Raw genomic sequence first — 16,387 nt, forward strand, 5'->3', positions numbered from 1 at the left:
GCTCACCATCGGTCGATTCACCGCGCACAGGAACGCCATTCCCACGTCTATGTTCGTTCGAAATCTACTCCGGTATCTTCTGGTGTTCGGTATGGCGTTGCCGGCGGCCGCGCAGGCGCCGCTGCTCGGCACGCGTGTACAGCAGATCGTCGCCGAACTGGAGCCCCTGATCGAGCAGGCCCTGATCGACGGGCAGATTCCGTCCGCCACGATCGCGCTCGTCGAGGGGGATCGCATCCTGTGGACGGGGGCGTACGGCTACAGCAACCTGTGGGCGCGCACGCCGGCGGTGCCGAGCACGGTATACCTCATCGGGTCGACGTTCAAGGGCCTGTCCACCGCCGCCCTGTTGCAGCTGCGCGACGCCGGCGCGTTTTCGCTCGACGACCCCGTGCGCAGCTACATCGAGCCGCTCGAAATCGCTGGCGAGGACTTCAAGAACCCGGTCACCTTCCGGCATCTGCTGACGCATACCTCCGGTCTGCCGGTTGCGTTCGACGGCTACCCGGTGTGGGGCGATACGGCTCCGCCGGCGCTGGAGGACTATCTGAAGACGGCCCTGGCCGTCGAGGCGCCGCCGCTCACGCGGGTCGAATACTCCAACCTGGCCTATTCGCTCGTCGCCTACATCATCGAGAAACAGGCCCGCATGCCCTACGGCGCGTACATGCAGCAGCGGATCTTCGACCCCCTGGAGATGACGAGCACGGCCTTTATCCCCACGCCCGAGATGACCGAGCGGCTCGCGATTCCGTACGAGATCGACGAATCCACGAACCGTCCGGCGCCGACAACGCGGCTGAAGGCGTCGGTCTGGCCGGCCGGCATCGTCTACGGCACGGTGGTCGATCAGGCCCACTGGCTCATCGCCAACCTGAACGACGGGGTCTACAAGGGCCGGCAGATCATCGCCAAAAAGTCCCTCGACGAAATGATGACGCGGCAGTACGACCGGTTCAAAGGGCCGGTCGCCGAGCTGTGGGGCACCGCCGAAGCCGGCTACGGACTGACGTGGTGGACCGACCGGCGCGATGGCGAGACGTATTTCGCGCACAGCGGGAGCGTCCCGGGGTACACGGCATTTTTGCAGGGAAACCGCGACCGCCGCATCGGGTTCGCCATCCTCACCAACGGCCATCGCGCCCACCCCTACCTGATCCGCCTGGCCGACGAGGCCATGGCGCTGATGCGCAAGTACCCACCCGAGGCGTCGCCCTCGTCCTCCGATCGATAATCCCCGAAGTCGATTATGATTCACGCCCGCAACCACGTGATCGTTCTCGTGCTCGTCGCCGCCGTCCTGACCATCGGCGTGTACGGCAACCACATGCTGCAGCTCAACGAACTGGCCGAGGCGCATCGCGCCTGGCAGCTGGAGCGCGAGGCGGAGATGCGCGAACTGGATACGAGCTGGCTCGCCCTCGCCGGCCTGTACTGGCTTCCCGAGGGTGAGACGAGCTTCGGCGCCGGAACGGGGGTGGACCTGCGGCTGCGCGACGTCCAGGCACCGGCAAGGCTCGGTCGGTTCGTCCGCAACGGCGAACAGGTGTCGTTCGTGGCCGAGCCCGGCGTCAACGTCACGCTCGACGGCGTGGCCGTGGAACGCGTCGACATGCAAAACGACGCCGGCAGCGACGAGAACTACGCGACGACGCTGACCTTCGGCTCGCTCCAGTGGTGGATCATCGCGCGCGACGGCCGGCTCGGCGTACGCGTCAAGGATCTCGAAAGCGCCACCTGGCGCGCGTTTGCCGGCATTCCGGCGTACGCGTTCGACAGCGCGTGGCGGATCGAAGCCCGCTTCATCCCCTTCAACGCGCCCCAGCCGATGGAATACCCGACGATCCTGGGGACGACACGCACCGAAAACGTCCCCGGCGTCCTCCAGTTCGAGATCGGCGACCAGTCCTTCGAACTCCTCCCGTTCGAACGCCACGAGGGAAAAAGCCTCTGGGTCGTTTTCGCCGACAAGTCGAACGGCGACACGACCTACGAGGGAGGACGCTTCCTGTACGTCGACATGCCGGCCGACGAATCCGGCGAGACCGTCATCGATTTCAACCGCGCCTACAACCCGCCGTGCGCCTTCACGCCCTACTCCACCTGCCCCCAGCCCCTCCCGCAAAATCGCATGCCGATCGGGGTGTATGCGGGCGAGAAGAAGTATGAGTGAGGATGATCGCAGAACGCAAATTGCAGATCGCAAATTGCCCGAGGGTTGTCCAGCGCCCAATGATGCGAATCAGCCGTTGAAACGTTCAGCAAAAAGAAATGTCATCTCGACCGAAACCCCCGCGTACGCGGGGGGAAGCGAAGAGACCTCCTTATGCCAAGCACTGCGCCTTTGAGGATGCGGCAGCGTCGTGATCTCCAAATGACATTCAAAAGCCCATGTTAAGGAGGTCTCTCCGCTCCAATGCCGGCAAGCCGGCGTCTTCGGTCGAGATGACATTATTTTGGGACATTTTGCCCTAATTCAACTACGTATTGGCATCAATGACCAATGTCCAGTGACCGACCCCGTCCGCTGCCCAATGTCCAGTGACCGATGACCCGTGACCGATGTCCAACGCCCCGTACCCCGCGCCCGATGCCCCGTGACCGACGCCCGATAGCCCGCCTATTCATCCTGTTTTGCTGGGCTGCGCTCAGCCTCTTCCTTGCCGGCTGCGCGCAGACGCCGCGGCCGCCCAATGTGGTGTTTATCCTCATCGACGACCTCGGGTGGATGGATCTGGGGGTGCAGGGGAGCTCGTTTTACGAGACGCCGCACATCGATCGGCTGGCCCGTCAGGGCGCGCTGTTCACCCAGGCGTATGCCGCCTCCGGCGTCTGCTCGCCGACGCGCGCGAGCATCCAGACCGGGCGGTACCCGGCGCGGCTGCATATCACGGATTGGATTCCGGGCGAGGGCGACGTGCCCGGGCGGACGTTTATGCAGGTGCAGGACCGCGACGAGCTGCCCCTCGGGGAACGGACCCTGGCCGAGGCGTTCCGCGACGCCGGCTACGCCACCGCCCACATCGGCAAGTGGCATCTCGGCGGCAAGGGGCATCTGCCCACCGACCAGGGGTACGACGTCAACATCGCCGGCAACGACCGGGGGCAGCCGCCGACCTATTTTTATCCCTATGAAAGGGGGGATTACGTCCTGGACGACCTCCGCCTCGGCGGCCACGAGGGCGAATATCTGCCCGATCGGCTCGCCCAGGAAGCGGTAGGCTATATCGAGCAGCACGCCGAGCAGCCGTTTTTCCTGCACCTCGCGTTTTATGAGGTCCATACCCCGCTCGAGGGAAAGCCCGAACTCATCGAGAAATACAAGGGCCGCCAGCCGGCCATCACCGACGACGAACGGTTCTCGCCGCTCGAAGGACGGCGCCGGCTTCGGGAAGTCCAGGATCACCCCACCTACGCCGCGATGGTCGAGTCGATGGATACGGCCGTCGGCGTCGTCCTGGACGCGCTGGACCGCAACGGGTTGACGGACGATACGATCGTGGTGTTCACGTCGGACAACGGCGGGCTGGCGACGGTCGTGAACCCGCCGACGTCCAACAAACCGCTGCGCTGGGGGAAGGGGTGGCTTTACGAAGGCGGCATCCGGGTGCCGCTGCTGGTGCGCTGGCCGGGTCAGGTAACGCCGGCCCGCCTCGCCACGCCGGCAATGAGCACGGACTTCTATCCGACGCTGCTGGATATGGCCGGCATCCGCGAGAACCGCGCGGTCGACGGCGTCAGCCTATGGCCGGCGCTGCAGGGAGGCGACCTCCCCGAACGCCCGCTATTCTGGTACTACCCGCACTACCACACGTCGGGCAGCCGGCCGACTGCGGCCGTGCGTCAGGGGCCGTACAAGCTCTTCGCCTACCTGGAAGACGGCCGACGCGAACTGTACAACCTGGATCTGGATATCGGCGAGTCGACGGACCTCGCGGCCGTGCAGCCGGAGCGGGTGGCCGCGATGGACCGGATGCTGCAGGACTGGCTCGCCGGCGTCGGTGCGCAGCCCCCGCAGGCCATGCCGGACAGTCTGGCGTCGCAGGACGGGCCATGAGACACGGCTGAGACCCGGCGCCGGACCTTCGTAACGCCAGCCCGTGCGTCAGCCGGCGTACCGGGCGGATTCATAGAGGGCCAGGATGGCCGCCACGTTGCCGCGGCTTTCCTCGATCGACACGCGGGGCGGCTTGCCTTCGAGCACGGCGTCGGTGAGGTCCTCGATTTCGTCGAGGTACAGGTGGTTGCCGTCGACCTGGATGCGGAGTTCGTCGTTGCCGTTGGTCAGGTAGATATGGCTCTGCCGCTCGGGTTTGAAGGCCATCGGCACGAAAAGCCGGCCGTCGCTGCCGGCGATCTCCATCTCCATTCGAAACTGCGTCCGGAAGCCGCAATCGAACTGCACGAGCACGTCGCCCGGGAAGCGGAGCATCGCGGCGAACGATACGTCGATCCCGGAATCGCCCAGCACCTGCCGGCCGATGATTTCTTCGGGCTCGCTCCCCAGCATGAAGCGGGCGAAGCTCAGCGGGTAGCATCCGACATCCCAGAGGCTGCCACCGCCCAGTTCGGGGTTCCAGCGCACGTCGTTCGGCCGGTTGAGCGGAAACGTGAACGCCCCGCGGATCGTGTGCACCTCGCCGATGGCGCCCTTGTCGACCAGCTTCTTGAGCTGGAGCGTCCGCATGTGGTGACGATACATGAATCCCTCGGCCAGGATCACGCCGGCCGCCTGCGCGGCATCGCTCATGGCGTCGATTTCCTCGACGGTGAGGGCGAGCGGCTTTTCGCAGAGGATGTGTTTGCCCGCCTGGGCCGCCTGGATGACCCATTCGGCGTGCAACCGGTTCGGGAGCGGGATGTAGACGACGTCGATGTCGGGGTCGTCCAGCATCGCCTCGTAGCTTCCGTACGCCTGCGGGATCTGCCATTCGTCGGCGTACGCCTGGGCCCGCGCGAGGTCCCGGCTCGCCACGCCGCGCAGCGTATTCCGGGTGGAGAGTCGGAGGGGAGGAATGATGGAACGGTTGATACGGGCCGTGCCCAGAAGGCCCCAGTTCAGAATCGACATAGCAGCATCCGGCGGTGGGTTGATGGGAGTCATCGCATGATACTGCAACGAATCGCATGCAACAAGGCGGAATCGGATCGAAGACCACGGTTCATGGTTGGTACGTTGCGCGCTATATTTCGCGCACATCCGGATTACCCGCATTGCCGCGCTCTTGACCTTTCCAACCCGACATACCCTGTCCCGGCGCTTCGCCGACCCTGACCTCGAGGCTGCGTTTCGGGACGACTATGCCCGGCAGTCGCTCGGCGAAGTGCGCGTGGCCCTGTTGATCGGTGCGTTCGTGTACGGACCCCTCTTCGCCTACCTCGACTGGGTGCAGGCGACGAACGCGTTGTGGGGGATCTGGGGGATCCGGCTGGGCGTGTGCGTGCTGGCCGCCGGCGTCTACTTCGCCTCGTACAGGCCCTTTTTTATCCGCTGGATGCAGGAGATCCTCAGTGCCGTGCTGTTTCTCGCCGGCGCCGGGCTGATGGCGATGATCCTGCTCGATACCTCGCCCCGGGCCTACATCGACGGCCCGGTGCTCCTCGTGCTGCCGGGGTATGTGCTGATGCGCATCCGCTTCGCACCCGCCACGCTCGTCGGGTTCGCGCTGCTGCTGGTGTATCTGCTCATCATCTACCTCAAGGAGCAGCTGCCGTTCGACACCCGGGTCGGGAGCGCCCTCTTCCTGCTGGCCGCCAACCTGATCGGCATGACGGCCGGCTACGCGATGGAAACGTACGCCCGCCGCGACTTCTGGCAGATGCGCCTGCTCGACGCCGAGCGCCGTGAAAAAGCCGACCTGCTCGACGTGAAGACTCGCTTTTTCTCGAACATCTCCCACGAAATCCGCACCCCCCTCACCCTGATCCTCGGCCCGCTGGACGACCTGCTCGCCCGGACGGAGCTGCCCGCCGATACCCGATCCTTGCTCGAGACGATGAGGCGCAACGGGAAACGGTTGCTCGGGCTGATGAACCAGCTGCTCGACCTCTCCCGGCTCGACGCCGGCCGGATGCCGGTGCGCGTGCGCGAGGCAGACCTCGTCGCGCACCTGCGCGACCTGACGCGCAGCTTCGCGCCAATGGCCGAACGCGGCGGATTGACGCTGACGTTCGATGCGAACGCGTCCGAACTCCCCGGTGTCTTCGACGCCGAAAAGCTCGATGTGATCGTGTCGAACCTCCTGGCCAACGCCATCCACTACACGCCGGCCGGCGGGACGATCCGCCTCCGCCTCGCGCAGGAGGGGGCGGCGTTCGTCGTGGAGGTGCGCGACTCCGGGGCCGGCATCCCCGAGGCCGACCTCCCGCACATCTTCGACCGGTTCCACCGCGTCGAACACGCCGCCGCGACCCATCCGGGCGCAGGTATCGGCCTGGCCCCCACGCGCGCCCTCGTGGAACGCCTGCACGGGACGATCGCGGCGGAGAGCACGGTCGGGTTCGGCAGCGTGTTCACGGTCCGGCTCCCCGTGCGCCTCGAAGGCGAGCCCGAGGCGGCCGGCGGCCGGCCCGTCGCCGCGGCCCCCATGCCGGACGAAACGACGGGAGCGGAGGACACCCCGCGCGCCGGAACGAAGCAGGGCGTCGCCCTGGTCGTCGAAGACAATGCGGACGTGCGCGCCTACGTGCGTCAGTGTCTGGAGGCGGACTGGACCGTCGCGGAGGCTGGAGACGGGGCGGGCGGGCTCGAACTCGCCCGCCGGCTCGTGCCCGACGTCATCGTCACCGACCTCATGATGCCTGGCATCGACGGCATGGCCCTGTGCCGCGCACTGCGGGAGGACGAGGTGCTGGATCATGTCCCGATCCTGGCGCTCACGGCCCGGGCGGATGCGGCGAGCGAACGCGCCGGCTTCGAGGCCGGGTTCGACGACTATCTCGTCAAGCCGTTTGATGCGACGTCGCTGCGGGCGCGGGTCAACGGGGTCGTTGCCCGGTACCGCCGGCTGCGGTCGACCTTCAGCGAACATCTCACGATCGGCCCCTCGCATATCGAGGTCCCTTCGGCCGAGCGCGCCTTTCTCGATCGCTGGCGTGAGGTGCTGGATGCGCGCATCGCCGAGTCGGAGCTTTCCGTGGGCGATCTCGCCGATGCGATGGGGATGAGCGTCCGTCAACTCCAGCGCAAGATCACGATGCTGACGGGCCAGTCTCCGAATGCCGCCCTGCGCACGTACCGGCTCGAACGGGCGCGCGACCTGCTCGCGCAGGGCGCCGGCACGGTATCGGAAGTGGCGTATGCCGTGGGCTTCGCCTCGCCGTCGTATTTCACGAAATGCTACCGGGAGGCGTTCGGTTCGGCTCCGACCCGCGAAGCCAACGAGGCGGCGGATTGATCGCGCAGTCGGTCGCCGCCGGCGTTTAGGCCGTGAACCAGAGCATGAGGGTTGCCAGCGCCAGCGCGGCGTCGACAAGGACCAGATACTGGAGGAGGCGCACGGAGGATCGTTTCGTCGTCATGGGATGAATCTCCCGGGGGAACGCTGGGGGGATATGAAATCAGGCGTCGAACCGCGCCGGGGAGCTGCGCTTACGATTCGGTTATATGTGGTTGAAATAAAGTGCGTATACTGGGCGAGGCCTGCCGTCTTATGCTGGTTTGGCCTGTAGGGGAATTCCTGTCAAAAAAACGTGCGACCCATGTCCATCCGTGCTGCAACGCTGCTGCTGGCGATCCTGGGAGCCTCGCTGACGCGTTGTGCGACCGAAGAACCGACCCGCTGGTGGAAAGGCAACCTCCACACGCATTCGTTGTGGAGCGACGGCGACGACTATCCCGAGATGATCGTAGGCTGGTATCGGGATCGCGATTACGACTTCATCGCCCTGTCCGACCATAACGTGATTGCGGAGGGGGAACGCTGGATCGATGTGGACGCCAGCCGTGGGGGGCGGCCGGCATTCGACCGGTACCTCGCGGCGTACGGCGACACCTGGGTCGAGCAGCGGACGAGCGGCGACACGCTGTTTGCCCGGCTGCGCACGCTGGCGGAATACCGGCCGCTTTTCGAGGCGGCGGACAGCTTTCTGGTCATCAAGTCGGAAGAGCTGACCGACGGGTATGACGGGAAACCCGTCCATATCAACGTCACCAACATCCACACGCGCATCGCGCCGCAGCGCGGCGGATCGTTGCGCCAGGTGATGCAGCGCAACGTCGACGCCGTACGCCGGCAGCGGGACTCGACCGGCGTCCCCATGTTTCCCCATATCAACCACCCGAATTTTGGCTGGGCGATGACGGCGGAAGACCTGCTGACGCTGCACGGCGAACGCTTCTTCGAGGTGTACAACGGCCATCCGGCCGTCCATAACGAAGGCGACTCGCTGCGACCGGGCACGGAGCGGATGTGGGACATCATCAACACCCGCCGGCTCCTGAACGGCGATCCGCTCATGCTGGGCATGGCGGTGGACGACAGCCACAATTATCTGGAGATGGGCCCGGAAAACAGCAATCCGGGTCGCGCGTGGGTGATGGTGAAGGCGGATACCCTGTCGGCCGAGGCGCTCGTCGACGCGATGGAAGCCGGCGCGTTTTACGGCACGACGGGCGTCCTGCTGAACGAGGTCCGCGCGGACCGGCGCGGCCTCTCGATCGACATCCGGCCCGAGGCGGGTGTGACGTACACGACCTATTTCTACGGCACGCCGGTCGCCCACGATACGACCAGTGCCCCGGTACAACTCCCCGACGGAGCCTACGTGACGCGTCGCTACAGCAACGAGATCGGGCAATTGCTCGGGCAGTCAACAGAGCTGACGCCGCATTATACCTTCACCGGCAACGAGTTGTACGTCCGCGCTCGCGTGGTGTCGTCGAAGCCGAAGACCAATCCGTACCGGGCCGGCGAGACCGAGACGGCCTGGACGCAGCCCGTCGTGCCGGCGTCGTTCTAGGGGCAGGGCCATCGCATGCTCTTCAAACGTGAGCATCTCCCGGTCTGGGAGTATGGGAGGTTTTGCGGTAAAAATGCCCCCATGCACCCAAACTCCCATACGCTTCTCATGGCCACGGCAAGGATGCGATTGCCCTGGTTCTGGGGGTTATTTGGTTCTGTCTGAAAAATCTTTCAGACAGAAACGTATCCTGAACGGGATTCAGGATCCAACGCTGTATCTGGGGTTCGAGCGACGCTCGGGCAAGTCCCGAACGGTGTTTCAGGCGCGGCCTGGACGTGTTTAGCGCCGCGTGAAGGCGCGCCAGGTCCAGTACGCCACGAGGCCGAGGAGGGCGACGCGGAGACCGACGCCGGCTTCGACGGGGAGCGACAGGAAGGCGGCGGTGGCGGGCGCGGCGTACCAGTAGTAGATGCCGGCTGCGGCAGCGGCCAGCCCGGTGAGCATCCGGGAGGCGGACACCTTGAACATCCCGTAGATGGCCGCGGTGACCACGTAGCTGGCGGCCGCCGCGCCCAGCACGTCGAAATACACCGCCGGCGCAGCGCCGATGGGTCCGTTCTCCGTCAGGAAGTAGCCCAGCACGAACCCGGGAAAGGCGCCGGCGAAGACGCCGTAGGGTGACGCGATCCAGCGTGTGGCGCGGCCGTGCGCCCCGATAGCCTGCTGCAAGGCTTTGCGCGGGGCGACGTCCAGGCAGCCCTTCGGGACGCAGCGCACGCACGACGCGCAGCGCGTGTCTTTCATCGCGATCAGGGGGTGCTGTCCGTACAGTTTCTCGACCGGGAGCACCGGGCAGAACGTGTTGCAAAAGCCGGCCTTCTGCTGATAAAACGCGCCGAGCAACAAGGCCACCAGGCCGACGACCAGGATGACGATGCCGAGCGCGTCGCCGTGCTCGTTGAAGAGAAAACGCCGCGCCGGGACCAGAACGAGCAGCAGGACGATTCCCGTCGCCCCCAGCATCCGCTGCAGATGCGCCGGCATCACGCGGGAGGCCGCCAGGCCGTTGGGAAGCATATTGAGCGTCGCGAGCGGGCACAACGCGCGCCAGATGAGGGGAGAGAGCAGAAAGGTGGCAGGCAGGATCGGGATCAGCACGTTCCATAAAATCCCGAGCGCCAGCGCGGGCGACGTGAACAGGCCCACCACCAGCATGCCCGTCACGACCAGACCGAGCCCCTGCGCGAGCCGCCAGCCGGCGGACAGCGATTGCGTGGACGTTCGCAGAGCGATGTTCATCGGATCAGGGTCAAACGCTTGAGCGAAATGGGGCGACCGCGGAATATACGGCGCCCCCGACCCGCAATGTTGCGAGGCCAGTCCCTACATGACCCCCTGCCACGATAGGGGGAGGCCAGGCCGGACCTGCGCCCCTTATTCGTCCGTCACGCACCCATGGGAGGCGTCGCTCACGTTCTTGATGTATTTGTAGAGCGTGCCGCGTGTGGCCGGCAGCGGAGGGGCCGACCATCCGGCGCGCCGGCCCGTCATCTCCGCATCGGACACCGCCACCGAGATCGACTTGCCGTCGGCGTCGATCGTGATGAGGTCGCCGTCGCGCAGCAGGGCGATGGGGCCGCCTTCCTGGGCTTCCGGCACCACGTGGCCGATGATGAAGCCGTGGCTGCCGCCGCTGAACCGGCCGTCGGTGATGAGGGCGACGCTGCTGCCCAGGCCGGCCCCCATCAGGGCGGATGTCGGCGTGAGCATCTCGGGCATGCCCGGTCCGCCTTTCGGCCCTTCGTAGCGAATGACCACGACGTCGCCGGCCTTGATCACGCCGTTTTCCAGCCCGCGCAGCATCGCCTCCTCGCGGTCGAACACGCGCGCCGGGCCGGAGAAAACGAGGCCTTCCTTGCCCGTGATCTTGCCGACGGCGCCGCCGGGCGCGAGGTTGCCGCGGAGGATATAGATGTGGCCGTTGGCCTTGATCGGGTTGTCGAGCGAGCGGATGATCGGCTGGCCGGCGGGCAGTGGGGCGGCGGCTTCCAGGTTTTCGCCGATCGTCTTGCCGGTGACCGTCATCGCGTCGCCGTGGAGCATCCCCTCTGCCAGCAGCATCTTCATCACCGCCGGCACCCCGCCGATGTCGTTCAGGTCCTGCATGACGTATTTGCCGCTCGGCTTGAGGTCCGCCAGGAAGGGCGTTTCGTCGGACAGGCGCTGCATGTCCTCCAGCGTCCACGCGATGTCGAACGAGCGCGCCATCGCGAGGAGGTGCAGGACGGCGTTGGTCGACCCGCCGAGGACGAGCACGACCCGCATCGCGTTCTCGAACGAGGCGCGGCTGACGATCTTGCGGGGCGTCAGACCCTGTTCGAGCATCGCCTTGATGGCCTCGCCGGCCGCGCGGCATTCGTCTTTTTTTCGGGGATCGATGGCGGGCAGGCTCGAACTGAACGGCAGGCTCAGGCCCATCGCCTCGATAGCGGAGGCCATCGTGTTGGCCGTGTACATCCCGCCGCAGGCGCCCGGGCCCGGGATGGAGCAGCGGACGATCTGCTGGCGTTCGCCCTCGTCGATCTTGCCGGCGAGGAATTCCCCGTAGCTCTGGAACGCGCTCACGATATCCAGCTTGTCTCCTTTTTTGGAGAAACCGGGCTGGATGGTGCCGCCGTAGATCATGAGCGCGGGGCGGTCGAGCCGGCCCATGGCCATGACGCAGCCCGGCATGTTCTTGTCGCACCCCGGAATCGTGATCAGCGCATCGTACCACTGGCCGCCCATGATCGTCTCGATCGAATCGGCGATGAGGTCGCGCGACTGGAGGCTGTAGGACATCCCGTCCGTCCCCATCGAGATCCCGTCCGACACCCCGACGGTGTTGAACCGCATGCCGATCAGGCCGGCGGCCTCGACCCCTTCCCGCACCGCGCCGGCGAGGTCCAACAGGTGCATGTTGCAGGGGTTGCCTTCGAACCAGACCGACGCGATGCCCACCTGGGCTTTTTTCATGTCGGACTCTTTCAGCCCCGTGGCGTAGAGCATGGCCTGCGAGGCGCCCTGGGACTTCGGTTCGGTGATGGTCTTGCTGTAGCGGTTCAGATCAGGCATGGGCAGGGATGGCAAAATGTAAATTTCAAAATGCAAAACGGGATGGCCTGTCAAACAGGGAAATCGCATTCGCGACAAGAAGAGCGGATCGTGTGGGAGTTTGGGGGTGATTACTTCCGGGTAAACACCCACACTCCCATCCATCCACACAGGGAGTTGCTCGCGCCTGGAGAGAATACGATTGCCCTGGCCCGTCAAACTACACGATGGCGCCGAATTAGAGTACAGGCTCAGGGAATATTCATCTATCCATTTGATACCAGCTTTTTTTATATTCGATTGATCTTATCAATGCCCACCCTGAACGGAATCCACCCCACTGGCATGAAAACGACGCGCCTTCTCGTCCTCCTCTCGTTCGTTCTCGCGGCCGGCTGCCAGCCGACCATGCAGGATATGCCCGAAGCGGCGCAGGCCCAGGCCCTGCCCCCGAAAACCGTAGGCAGCATCGAACGCGCGGATCCGCGCATCGACGCCCTGATCCCTGTCGGCGCGGAGGTCGAAGTGCTCGAAGAGGGCTTCGACTGGTCGGAAGGCCCCGTCTGGGTGCCGTCGATGAACGCGGTGCTGTTTTCGGACATCCCGCGCAATACGATCCACAGCTGGAGCGAATCGGACGGGCTGGGCGTGTTTTTGCGGCCGGCCGGCTACAACCGGGACAACCCGCAGGGCAAGGAACTGGGGACCAACGGGCTTTTCCTGGACGCGAGCGGCAATCTCCTGGCGTCGAATCACGGTTTCCGCGGCATCACGCGGCTCAACCAGGATAATTACACGTGGACGGTGCTCGTCGATCGCTACCAGGGCAAGCGCCTGAACAGCCCGAACGACCTCGTGCTTCGCGGCAACGGCGACATCTACTTCACCGACCCGTCGTACGGGCTGGAAGGGTGGGAGAAAAGCCCGGACCGCGAACTCGACTTCAACGGCGTCTATCACCTCACGCCCGCCGGCAAGCTGACCCTTCTCACGAAGGAGTTCAAAAACCCGAACGGCATCGGGCTCTCGCCGGACCAGTCGATCCTCTACGTCGCCCAGTCCAACGGACAGGAACCCGTGATCCGCGCCTACGACATCCAGGCGGACGGGTCGATCGCCAACGGACGCGTCTTTTTCGACGCCACGGAGCTGAACGCGCAGACCGGCCGCCGGGGCGGATTCGACGGTTTCGTGGTCGATGCCGCCGGCAACATCTTTACGTCGGGACCGGGCGGCGTGCTCGTGCTGACGCCCGCCGGCGAATACCTCGGCACCATTCTCACCGGCCAGGCCACCGCGAACGCGACGTTCGGCGGCGCGAACGGCTCGGAGCTTTTCATCACGGCCGACATGCTGCTGCTCCGCGTGCGCACGAGCACGAAAGGGATCGGTTTTTAATCGCACGACCTGACACCTCAACCGGAACGCCCTATGCGCGCATCCCGCAACACCCTGCCCGCCGTGCTGGCGGTAGCGCTTTTCCTGTTCGTATCCCTGGGCGCCACGGCGCCGCGCGACGACTACAAAACCCTGGAAGTGGGGCAGGCGGCGCCACCGTTCAGCCTCCCCGGCGTGGACGGCAAGACCTACACGCTGGACAGCTTCCGGAGCGCCGAGCTGCTGCTGGTCATCTTTACGTGCAACCATTGCCCGACGGCCCAGGCGTACGAGGATCGCATCAAGACGCTCGTGACGGACTACGGCAGCCGGGGTGTCGCCGTCGTCGCCATCTCCCCGAACGACCCGTCCGCGGTGCGTCTCGATGAGCTGGGGTACACGGACCTGAGCGATACCTTCGAGGAAATGCAGCTGCGGGCCGAGGACAAGGGCTACAACTTCCCGTATCTGTACGACGGCGAAACGCAATCCGTGTCCAAGGCCTACGGCCCGGTCGCCACGCCACACGCCTTCCTGTTCGACAAGAACCGTACGCTCCAATACGTCGGCCGCATCGACGACGAAGAGCGCATCGGCAAGGCGAAGAAACACGATCTGCGCGAGGCGCTGGATGCGATGCTGGCCGGCAAGCCGGTGCCCAACGCGACAACCAAGACATTCGGCTGCTCGGTCAAATGGGCCGACAAGAGCGGCTCGGTGGAACGCGCGCTGGCGCGGTGGCAGGCGGAGCCGGTATCCGTCGAGCCCATCAACATCGAAGGCGTCCGGGAGCTGGCCCGGAACGACACCGACAAGCTGCGGGTCATCAACGTCTGGGCCACCTGGTGCGGCCCCTGCGTGACCGAAATGCCGGAGTTTGTCGACATCAACCGCATGTACCGCGGGCGCAAGTTCGAGCTGATCACGCTCAGCATCGACGGCCCGGGGGTCGAGGCGGACGTGCTGGCGACGCTGCAGCGCAACCATGTGTCCACGAAGAACTACTACTTCGGCCAGGAAGAGGCCTACGACCTCATCGAGGCGCTCGATCCCGCGTGGCAGGGACCCATTCCGTACACGATCCTGATCAAGCCGGGCGGGGAGGTCGCGTTCCGGCAGGTGAGCACGATCGACCCGCTCGAACTCAAGCGGGAGATCGTGAAGCAGATCGGTCGCTACTACGATTGATGATACTACGATTGATGTTTTGCCGTGTAGCCCGTACACTGATTAGTCCCTGATACATCCAGACAGCCAACGCTATCATGAAAGCCCATGCACACACGCGCCGGTCGGCCATAAAAAAAATCGCCGGCGCCGCTGCCATCGTCTCCACAACCGGATTCAGCTCCGAATACGACCGCCAGAAGGCGTTCACCCTGAAGGGCAATATCAATCATTCGGTGGCGCGGTGGTGCTTCCGGGACTTCTCGGTGGCGGACCTCGCGAAAAACGCGAAGGAGATGGGGATCACGTCGGTCGAGATTCTCGCCCCCAGCGACTTCGGGCCGCTGCTCGAACTCGGGATGACCTGCGAGATGTCCACCGGCCCCGGCTCGATCAGCGAAAACATCAACAACCCGAAGCTGCACGACGAGCTCGTCGCCGGCTACCTGACCCGCATCGATGAAGTGGCCGACGCCGGCTTCAAGAAGCTGATCATGTTCTCGGGCAACCGCGCCGGCATGGACGACTATGTCGGCATGCGCAACTGCGCCACCGCCATCAAGCGGATCGTGGGACATGCCGAAAAACGCGGCGTCCTGCTCTGCATGGAACTGCTCAACAGCAAGGTCAACCACCGGGACTACATGTGCGACCACACCGAATGGGGCGTCGCGCTGGTTGATATGGTCGGGTCGGACCACTTCAAGCTGCTGTACGATATCTACCACATGCAGATCATGGAAGGCGATATCATCCGCAATATCCAGGACTATCACGACTATTTCGGCCACTACCACACGGCCGGCAACCCGGGCCGCAACGAGCTCGACGATACGCAGGAAATCTATTACCCGGCGATCATGCGAGCCATCGTCGAGACCGGGTACGAAGGCTACGTCGCGCACGAATTCGTGCCGACCCGCGACCCGATGACCTCGCTGCGGCAGGCCGTCGAAGTCTGCGATGTCTGATTCGGGATCCGGATCCCTGGACCTGACGTAGGGATGGGGTGCGTCATCCCGCGCAACGGCGCGGGGCGACGCACCCTTTTTACTTCAACCTGACGCTATCGCTCATGCAAGATTACGCCTATTCCCGCTCCACGCCGGTTGCCCAGGTCGGCGTCGACGAGCGTGCCGACTTCATCATGCGGACGTATGTCCACCTCTTTGCCGCCATGCTGGGTTTTGCCCTGATCGAAGTCGCCCTGTTCAAGACGGGGCTGGCCGCGACCATAGCGACGGCGATGCTGAGCGTCAACTGGCTGCTCGTGCTCGGCGGCTTCATGATCGTGGGATGGTTCGCGAGCCGTACGGCCATGCAGGCGCAATCTACCGCGTCGCAGTACGGCGCCCTCGCGGCCTTCGTGGCCGCCGAAGCGGTGCTGTTCGTGCCGATGCTCTACATCGCCGACCTCACGGCGCCCGGCGTCATCAACAGCGCGGCGATCGTCACGCTCCTCGGCTTCGCCGGCCTGACGGCCGTCGCCATCACCACCCGAAAGGACTTCTCGTTTCTCGGCGGCATCCTGCGCTGGGGTTTTATCGTCGCCCTCGTACTGATCGTGGCCGGCGTCTTGTTCGGTTTTGAACTGGGGACGTTTTTCTCCGTGGGGATGGTCGCCCTCGCCGGCGGGGCGGTGTTGTACGACACGTCCAACGTGCTGCATCACTATCCCCAGGATCGCCACGTCGCGGCGGCGCTCTCGCTGTTCGCCTCGGTGGCCCTGATGTTCTGGTACATCCTGCGCCTGTTCATGTCGCGCCGCTGACATCGAAACGGGGCATGCTAGCACCGCATTCGGTAAGGGTGAGTCCGTGCCCGGGCTCACCCTTTTTTTGTTTTC

General features: G+C 64.9%; 12 protein-coding genes. 9 read left to right on the plus strand and 3 right to left on the minus strand.

The genetic code is table 11. The features are described from left to right. The first annotated feature begins 49 nt into the window (after positions 1-49). The 3 genes from R2834_07955 to R2834_07965 all read left to right on the plus strand — a co-directional run bounded on the left by R2834_07955 (position 50) and on the right by R2834_07965 (position 4,057). Entirely contained in the window at positions 50-1,234 is a 1,185-nt protein-coding gene (locus R2834_07955; protein MEZ4700246.1) for a serine hydrolase domain-containing protein, read from the plus strand. 15 nt (positions 1,235-1,249) lie between these two features. Next, a complete protein-coding gene (locus tag R2834_07960) occupies positions 1,250-2,173 on the plus strand; it encodes a DUF1684 domain-containing protein (GenBank protein ID MEZ4700247.1) in 924 nt (307 codons plus the stop codon). Positions 2,174-2,590: 417 nt separating this feature from the next. Then, positions 2,591-4,057, plus strand: coding sequence for a sulfatase (locus R2834_07965; protein MEZ4700248.1), 1,467 nt, complete (start codon positions 2,591-2,593; stop codon positions 4,055-4,057). A gap of 48 nt (positions 4,058-4,105) precedes the next feature. Here the strand turns inward: R2834_07965 and R2834_07970 are convergent, their stop codons facing one another. Continuing rightward, a complete protein-coding gene (locus R2834_07970) occupies positions 4,106-5,071 on the minus strand; it encodes a Gfo/Idh/MocA family oxidoreductase (GenBank protein MEZ4700249.1) in 966 nt (321 codons plus the stop codon). Between the two features lie 154 nt (positions 5,072-5,225). On the opposite strand from R2834_07970, the gene R2834_07975 reads away from it, so the two are divergent. Both R2834_07975 and R2834_07980 read left to right on the plus strand, forming a co-directional pair. After that, a complete protein-coding gene (locus tag R2834_07975; protein MEZ4700250.1) occupies positions 5,226-7,397 on the plus strand; it encodes a response regulator in 2,172 nt (723 codons plus the stop codon). A gap of 304 nt (positions 7,398-7,701) precedes the next feature. Beyond that, the gene (locus R2834_07980; GenBank protein MEZ4700251.1) at positions 7,702-8,961 is read left to right on the plus strand and encodes a hypothetical protein; all 1,260 of its coding nucleotides are present in this window, start codon (positions 7,702-7,704) and stop codon (positions 8,959-8,961) included. Between the two features lie 282 nt (positions 8,962-9,243). Here R2834_07980 and R2834_07985 read toward each other — a convergent pair whose 3' ends face one another. Both R2834_07985 and ilvD read right to left on the minus strand, forming a co-directional pair. Then, positions 9,244-10,203: a hypothetical protein gene (locus R2834_07985; GenBank protein ID MEZ4700252.1), complete on the minus strand. Its 960-nt coding sequence runs from the start codon at positions 10,201-10,203 to the stop codon at positions 9,244-9,246. 135 nt (positions 10,204-10,338) lie between these two features. Beyond that, positions 10,339-12,018, minus strand: coding sequence for a dihydroxy-acid dehydratase (gene ilvD / locus R2834_07990; GenBank protein ID MEZ4700253.1), 1,680 nt, complete (start codon positions 12,016-12,018; stop codon positions 10,339-10,341). Between the two features lie 324 nt (positions 12,019-12,342). Between ilvD and R2834_07995 the strand changes: the two genes are divergently transcribed. From R2834_07995 to R2834_08010, 4 genes are all read left to right on the plus strand, one after another. Next, positions 12,343-13,395, plus strand: coding sequence for an SMP-30/gluconolactonase/LRE family protein (locus R2834_07995; protein ID MEZ4700254.1), 1,053 nt, complete (start codon positions 12,343-12,345; stop codon positions 13,393-13,395). Positions 13,396-13,428: 33 nt separating this feature from the next. After that, positions 13,429-14,562, plus strand: coding sequence for a redoxin domain-containing protein (locus R2834_08000; GenBank protein MEZ4700255.1), 1,134 nt, complete (start codon positions 13,429-13,431; stop codon positions 14,560-14,562). 77 nt (positions 14,563-14,639) lie between these two features. Continuing rightward, the gene (locus R2834_08005) at positions 14,640-15,512 is read left to right on the plus strand and encodes a TIM barrel protein (protein ID MEZ4700256.1); all 873 of its coding nucleotides are present in this window, start codon (positions 14,640-14,642) and stop codon (positions 15,510-15,512) included. Between the two features lie 104 nt (positions 15,513-15,616). Then, positions 15,617-16,312 (plus strand): Bax inhibitor-1 family protein, encoded by a 696-nt coding sequence (locus R2834_08010; protein MEZ4700257.1) that lies wholly within the window; start codon positions 15,617-15,619, stop codon positions 16,310-16,312. The last annotated feature ends 75 nt before the right edge of the window (positions 16,313-16,387 follow it).

Source organism: Rhodothermales bacterium, assembly GCA_041391505.1.
Lineage (GTDB): Bacteria > Bacteroidota > Rhodothermia > Rhodothermales > JAHQVL01 > JAWKNW01.

What these genes read in the sequence shown, in the direction of transcription:
- R2834_07970 (MEZ4700249.1), bottom strand. Translation starts at nt 5,071, where the DNA reads ATGTCGATTCTGAACTGGGGCCTTCTGGGCACGGCCCGTATCAACCGT.
- R2834_07955 (MEZ4700246.1), top strand. Translation starts at nt 50, where the DNA reads ATGTTCGTTCGAAATCTACTCCGGTATCTTCTGGTGTTCGGTATGGCG.
- R2834_07980 (MEZ4700251.1), top strand. Translation starts at nt 7,702, where the DNA reads ATGTCCATCCGTGCTGCAACGCTGCTGCTGGCGATCCTGGGAGCCTCG.
- ilvD (MEZ4700253.1), bottom strand. Translation starts at nt 12,018, where the DNA reads ATGCCTGATCTGAACCGCTACAGCAAGACCATCACCGAACCGAAGTCC.
- R2834_07960 (MEZ4700247.1), top strand. Translation starts at nt 1,250, where the DNA reads ATGATTCACGCCCGCAACCACGTGATCGTTCTCGTGCTCGTCGCCGCC.
- R2834_07995 (MEZ4700254.1), top strand. Translation starts at nt 12,343, where the DNA reads ATGAAAACGACGCGCCTTCTCGTCCTCCTCTCGTTCGTTCTCGCGGCC.
- R2834_07965 (MEZ4700248.1), top strand. Translation starts at nt 2,591, where the DNA reads ATGCCCCGTGACCGACGCCCGATAGCCCGCCTATTCATCCTGTTTTGC.
- R2834_07985 (MEZ4700252.1), bottom strand. Translation starts at nt 10,203, where the DNA reads ATGAACATCGCTCTGCGAACGTCCACGCAATCGCTGTCCGCCGGCTGG.
- R2834_08005 (MEZ4700256.1), top strand. Translation starts at nt 14,640, where the DNA reads ATGAAAGCCCATGCACACACGCGCCGGTCGGCCATAAAAAAAATCGCC.
- R2834_08010 (MEZ4700257.1), top strand. Translation starts at nt 15,617, where the DNA reads ATGCAAGATTACGCCTATTCCCGCTCCACGCCGGTTGCCCAGGTCGGC.
- R2834_08000 (MEZ4700255.1), top strand. Translation starts at nt 13,429, where the DNA reads ATGCGCGCATCCCGCAACACCCTGCCCGCCGTGCTGGCGGTAGCGCTT.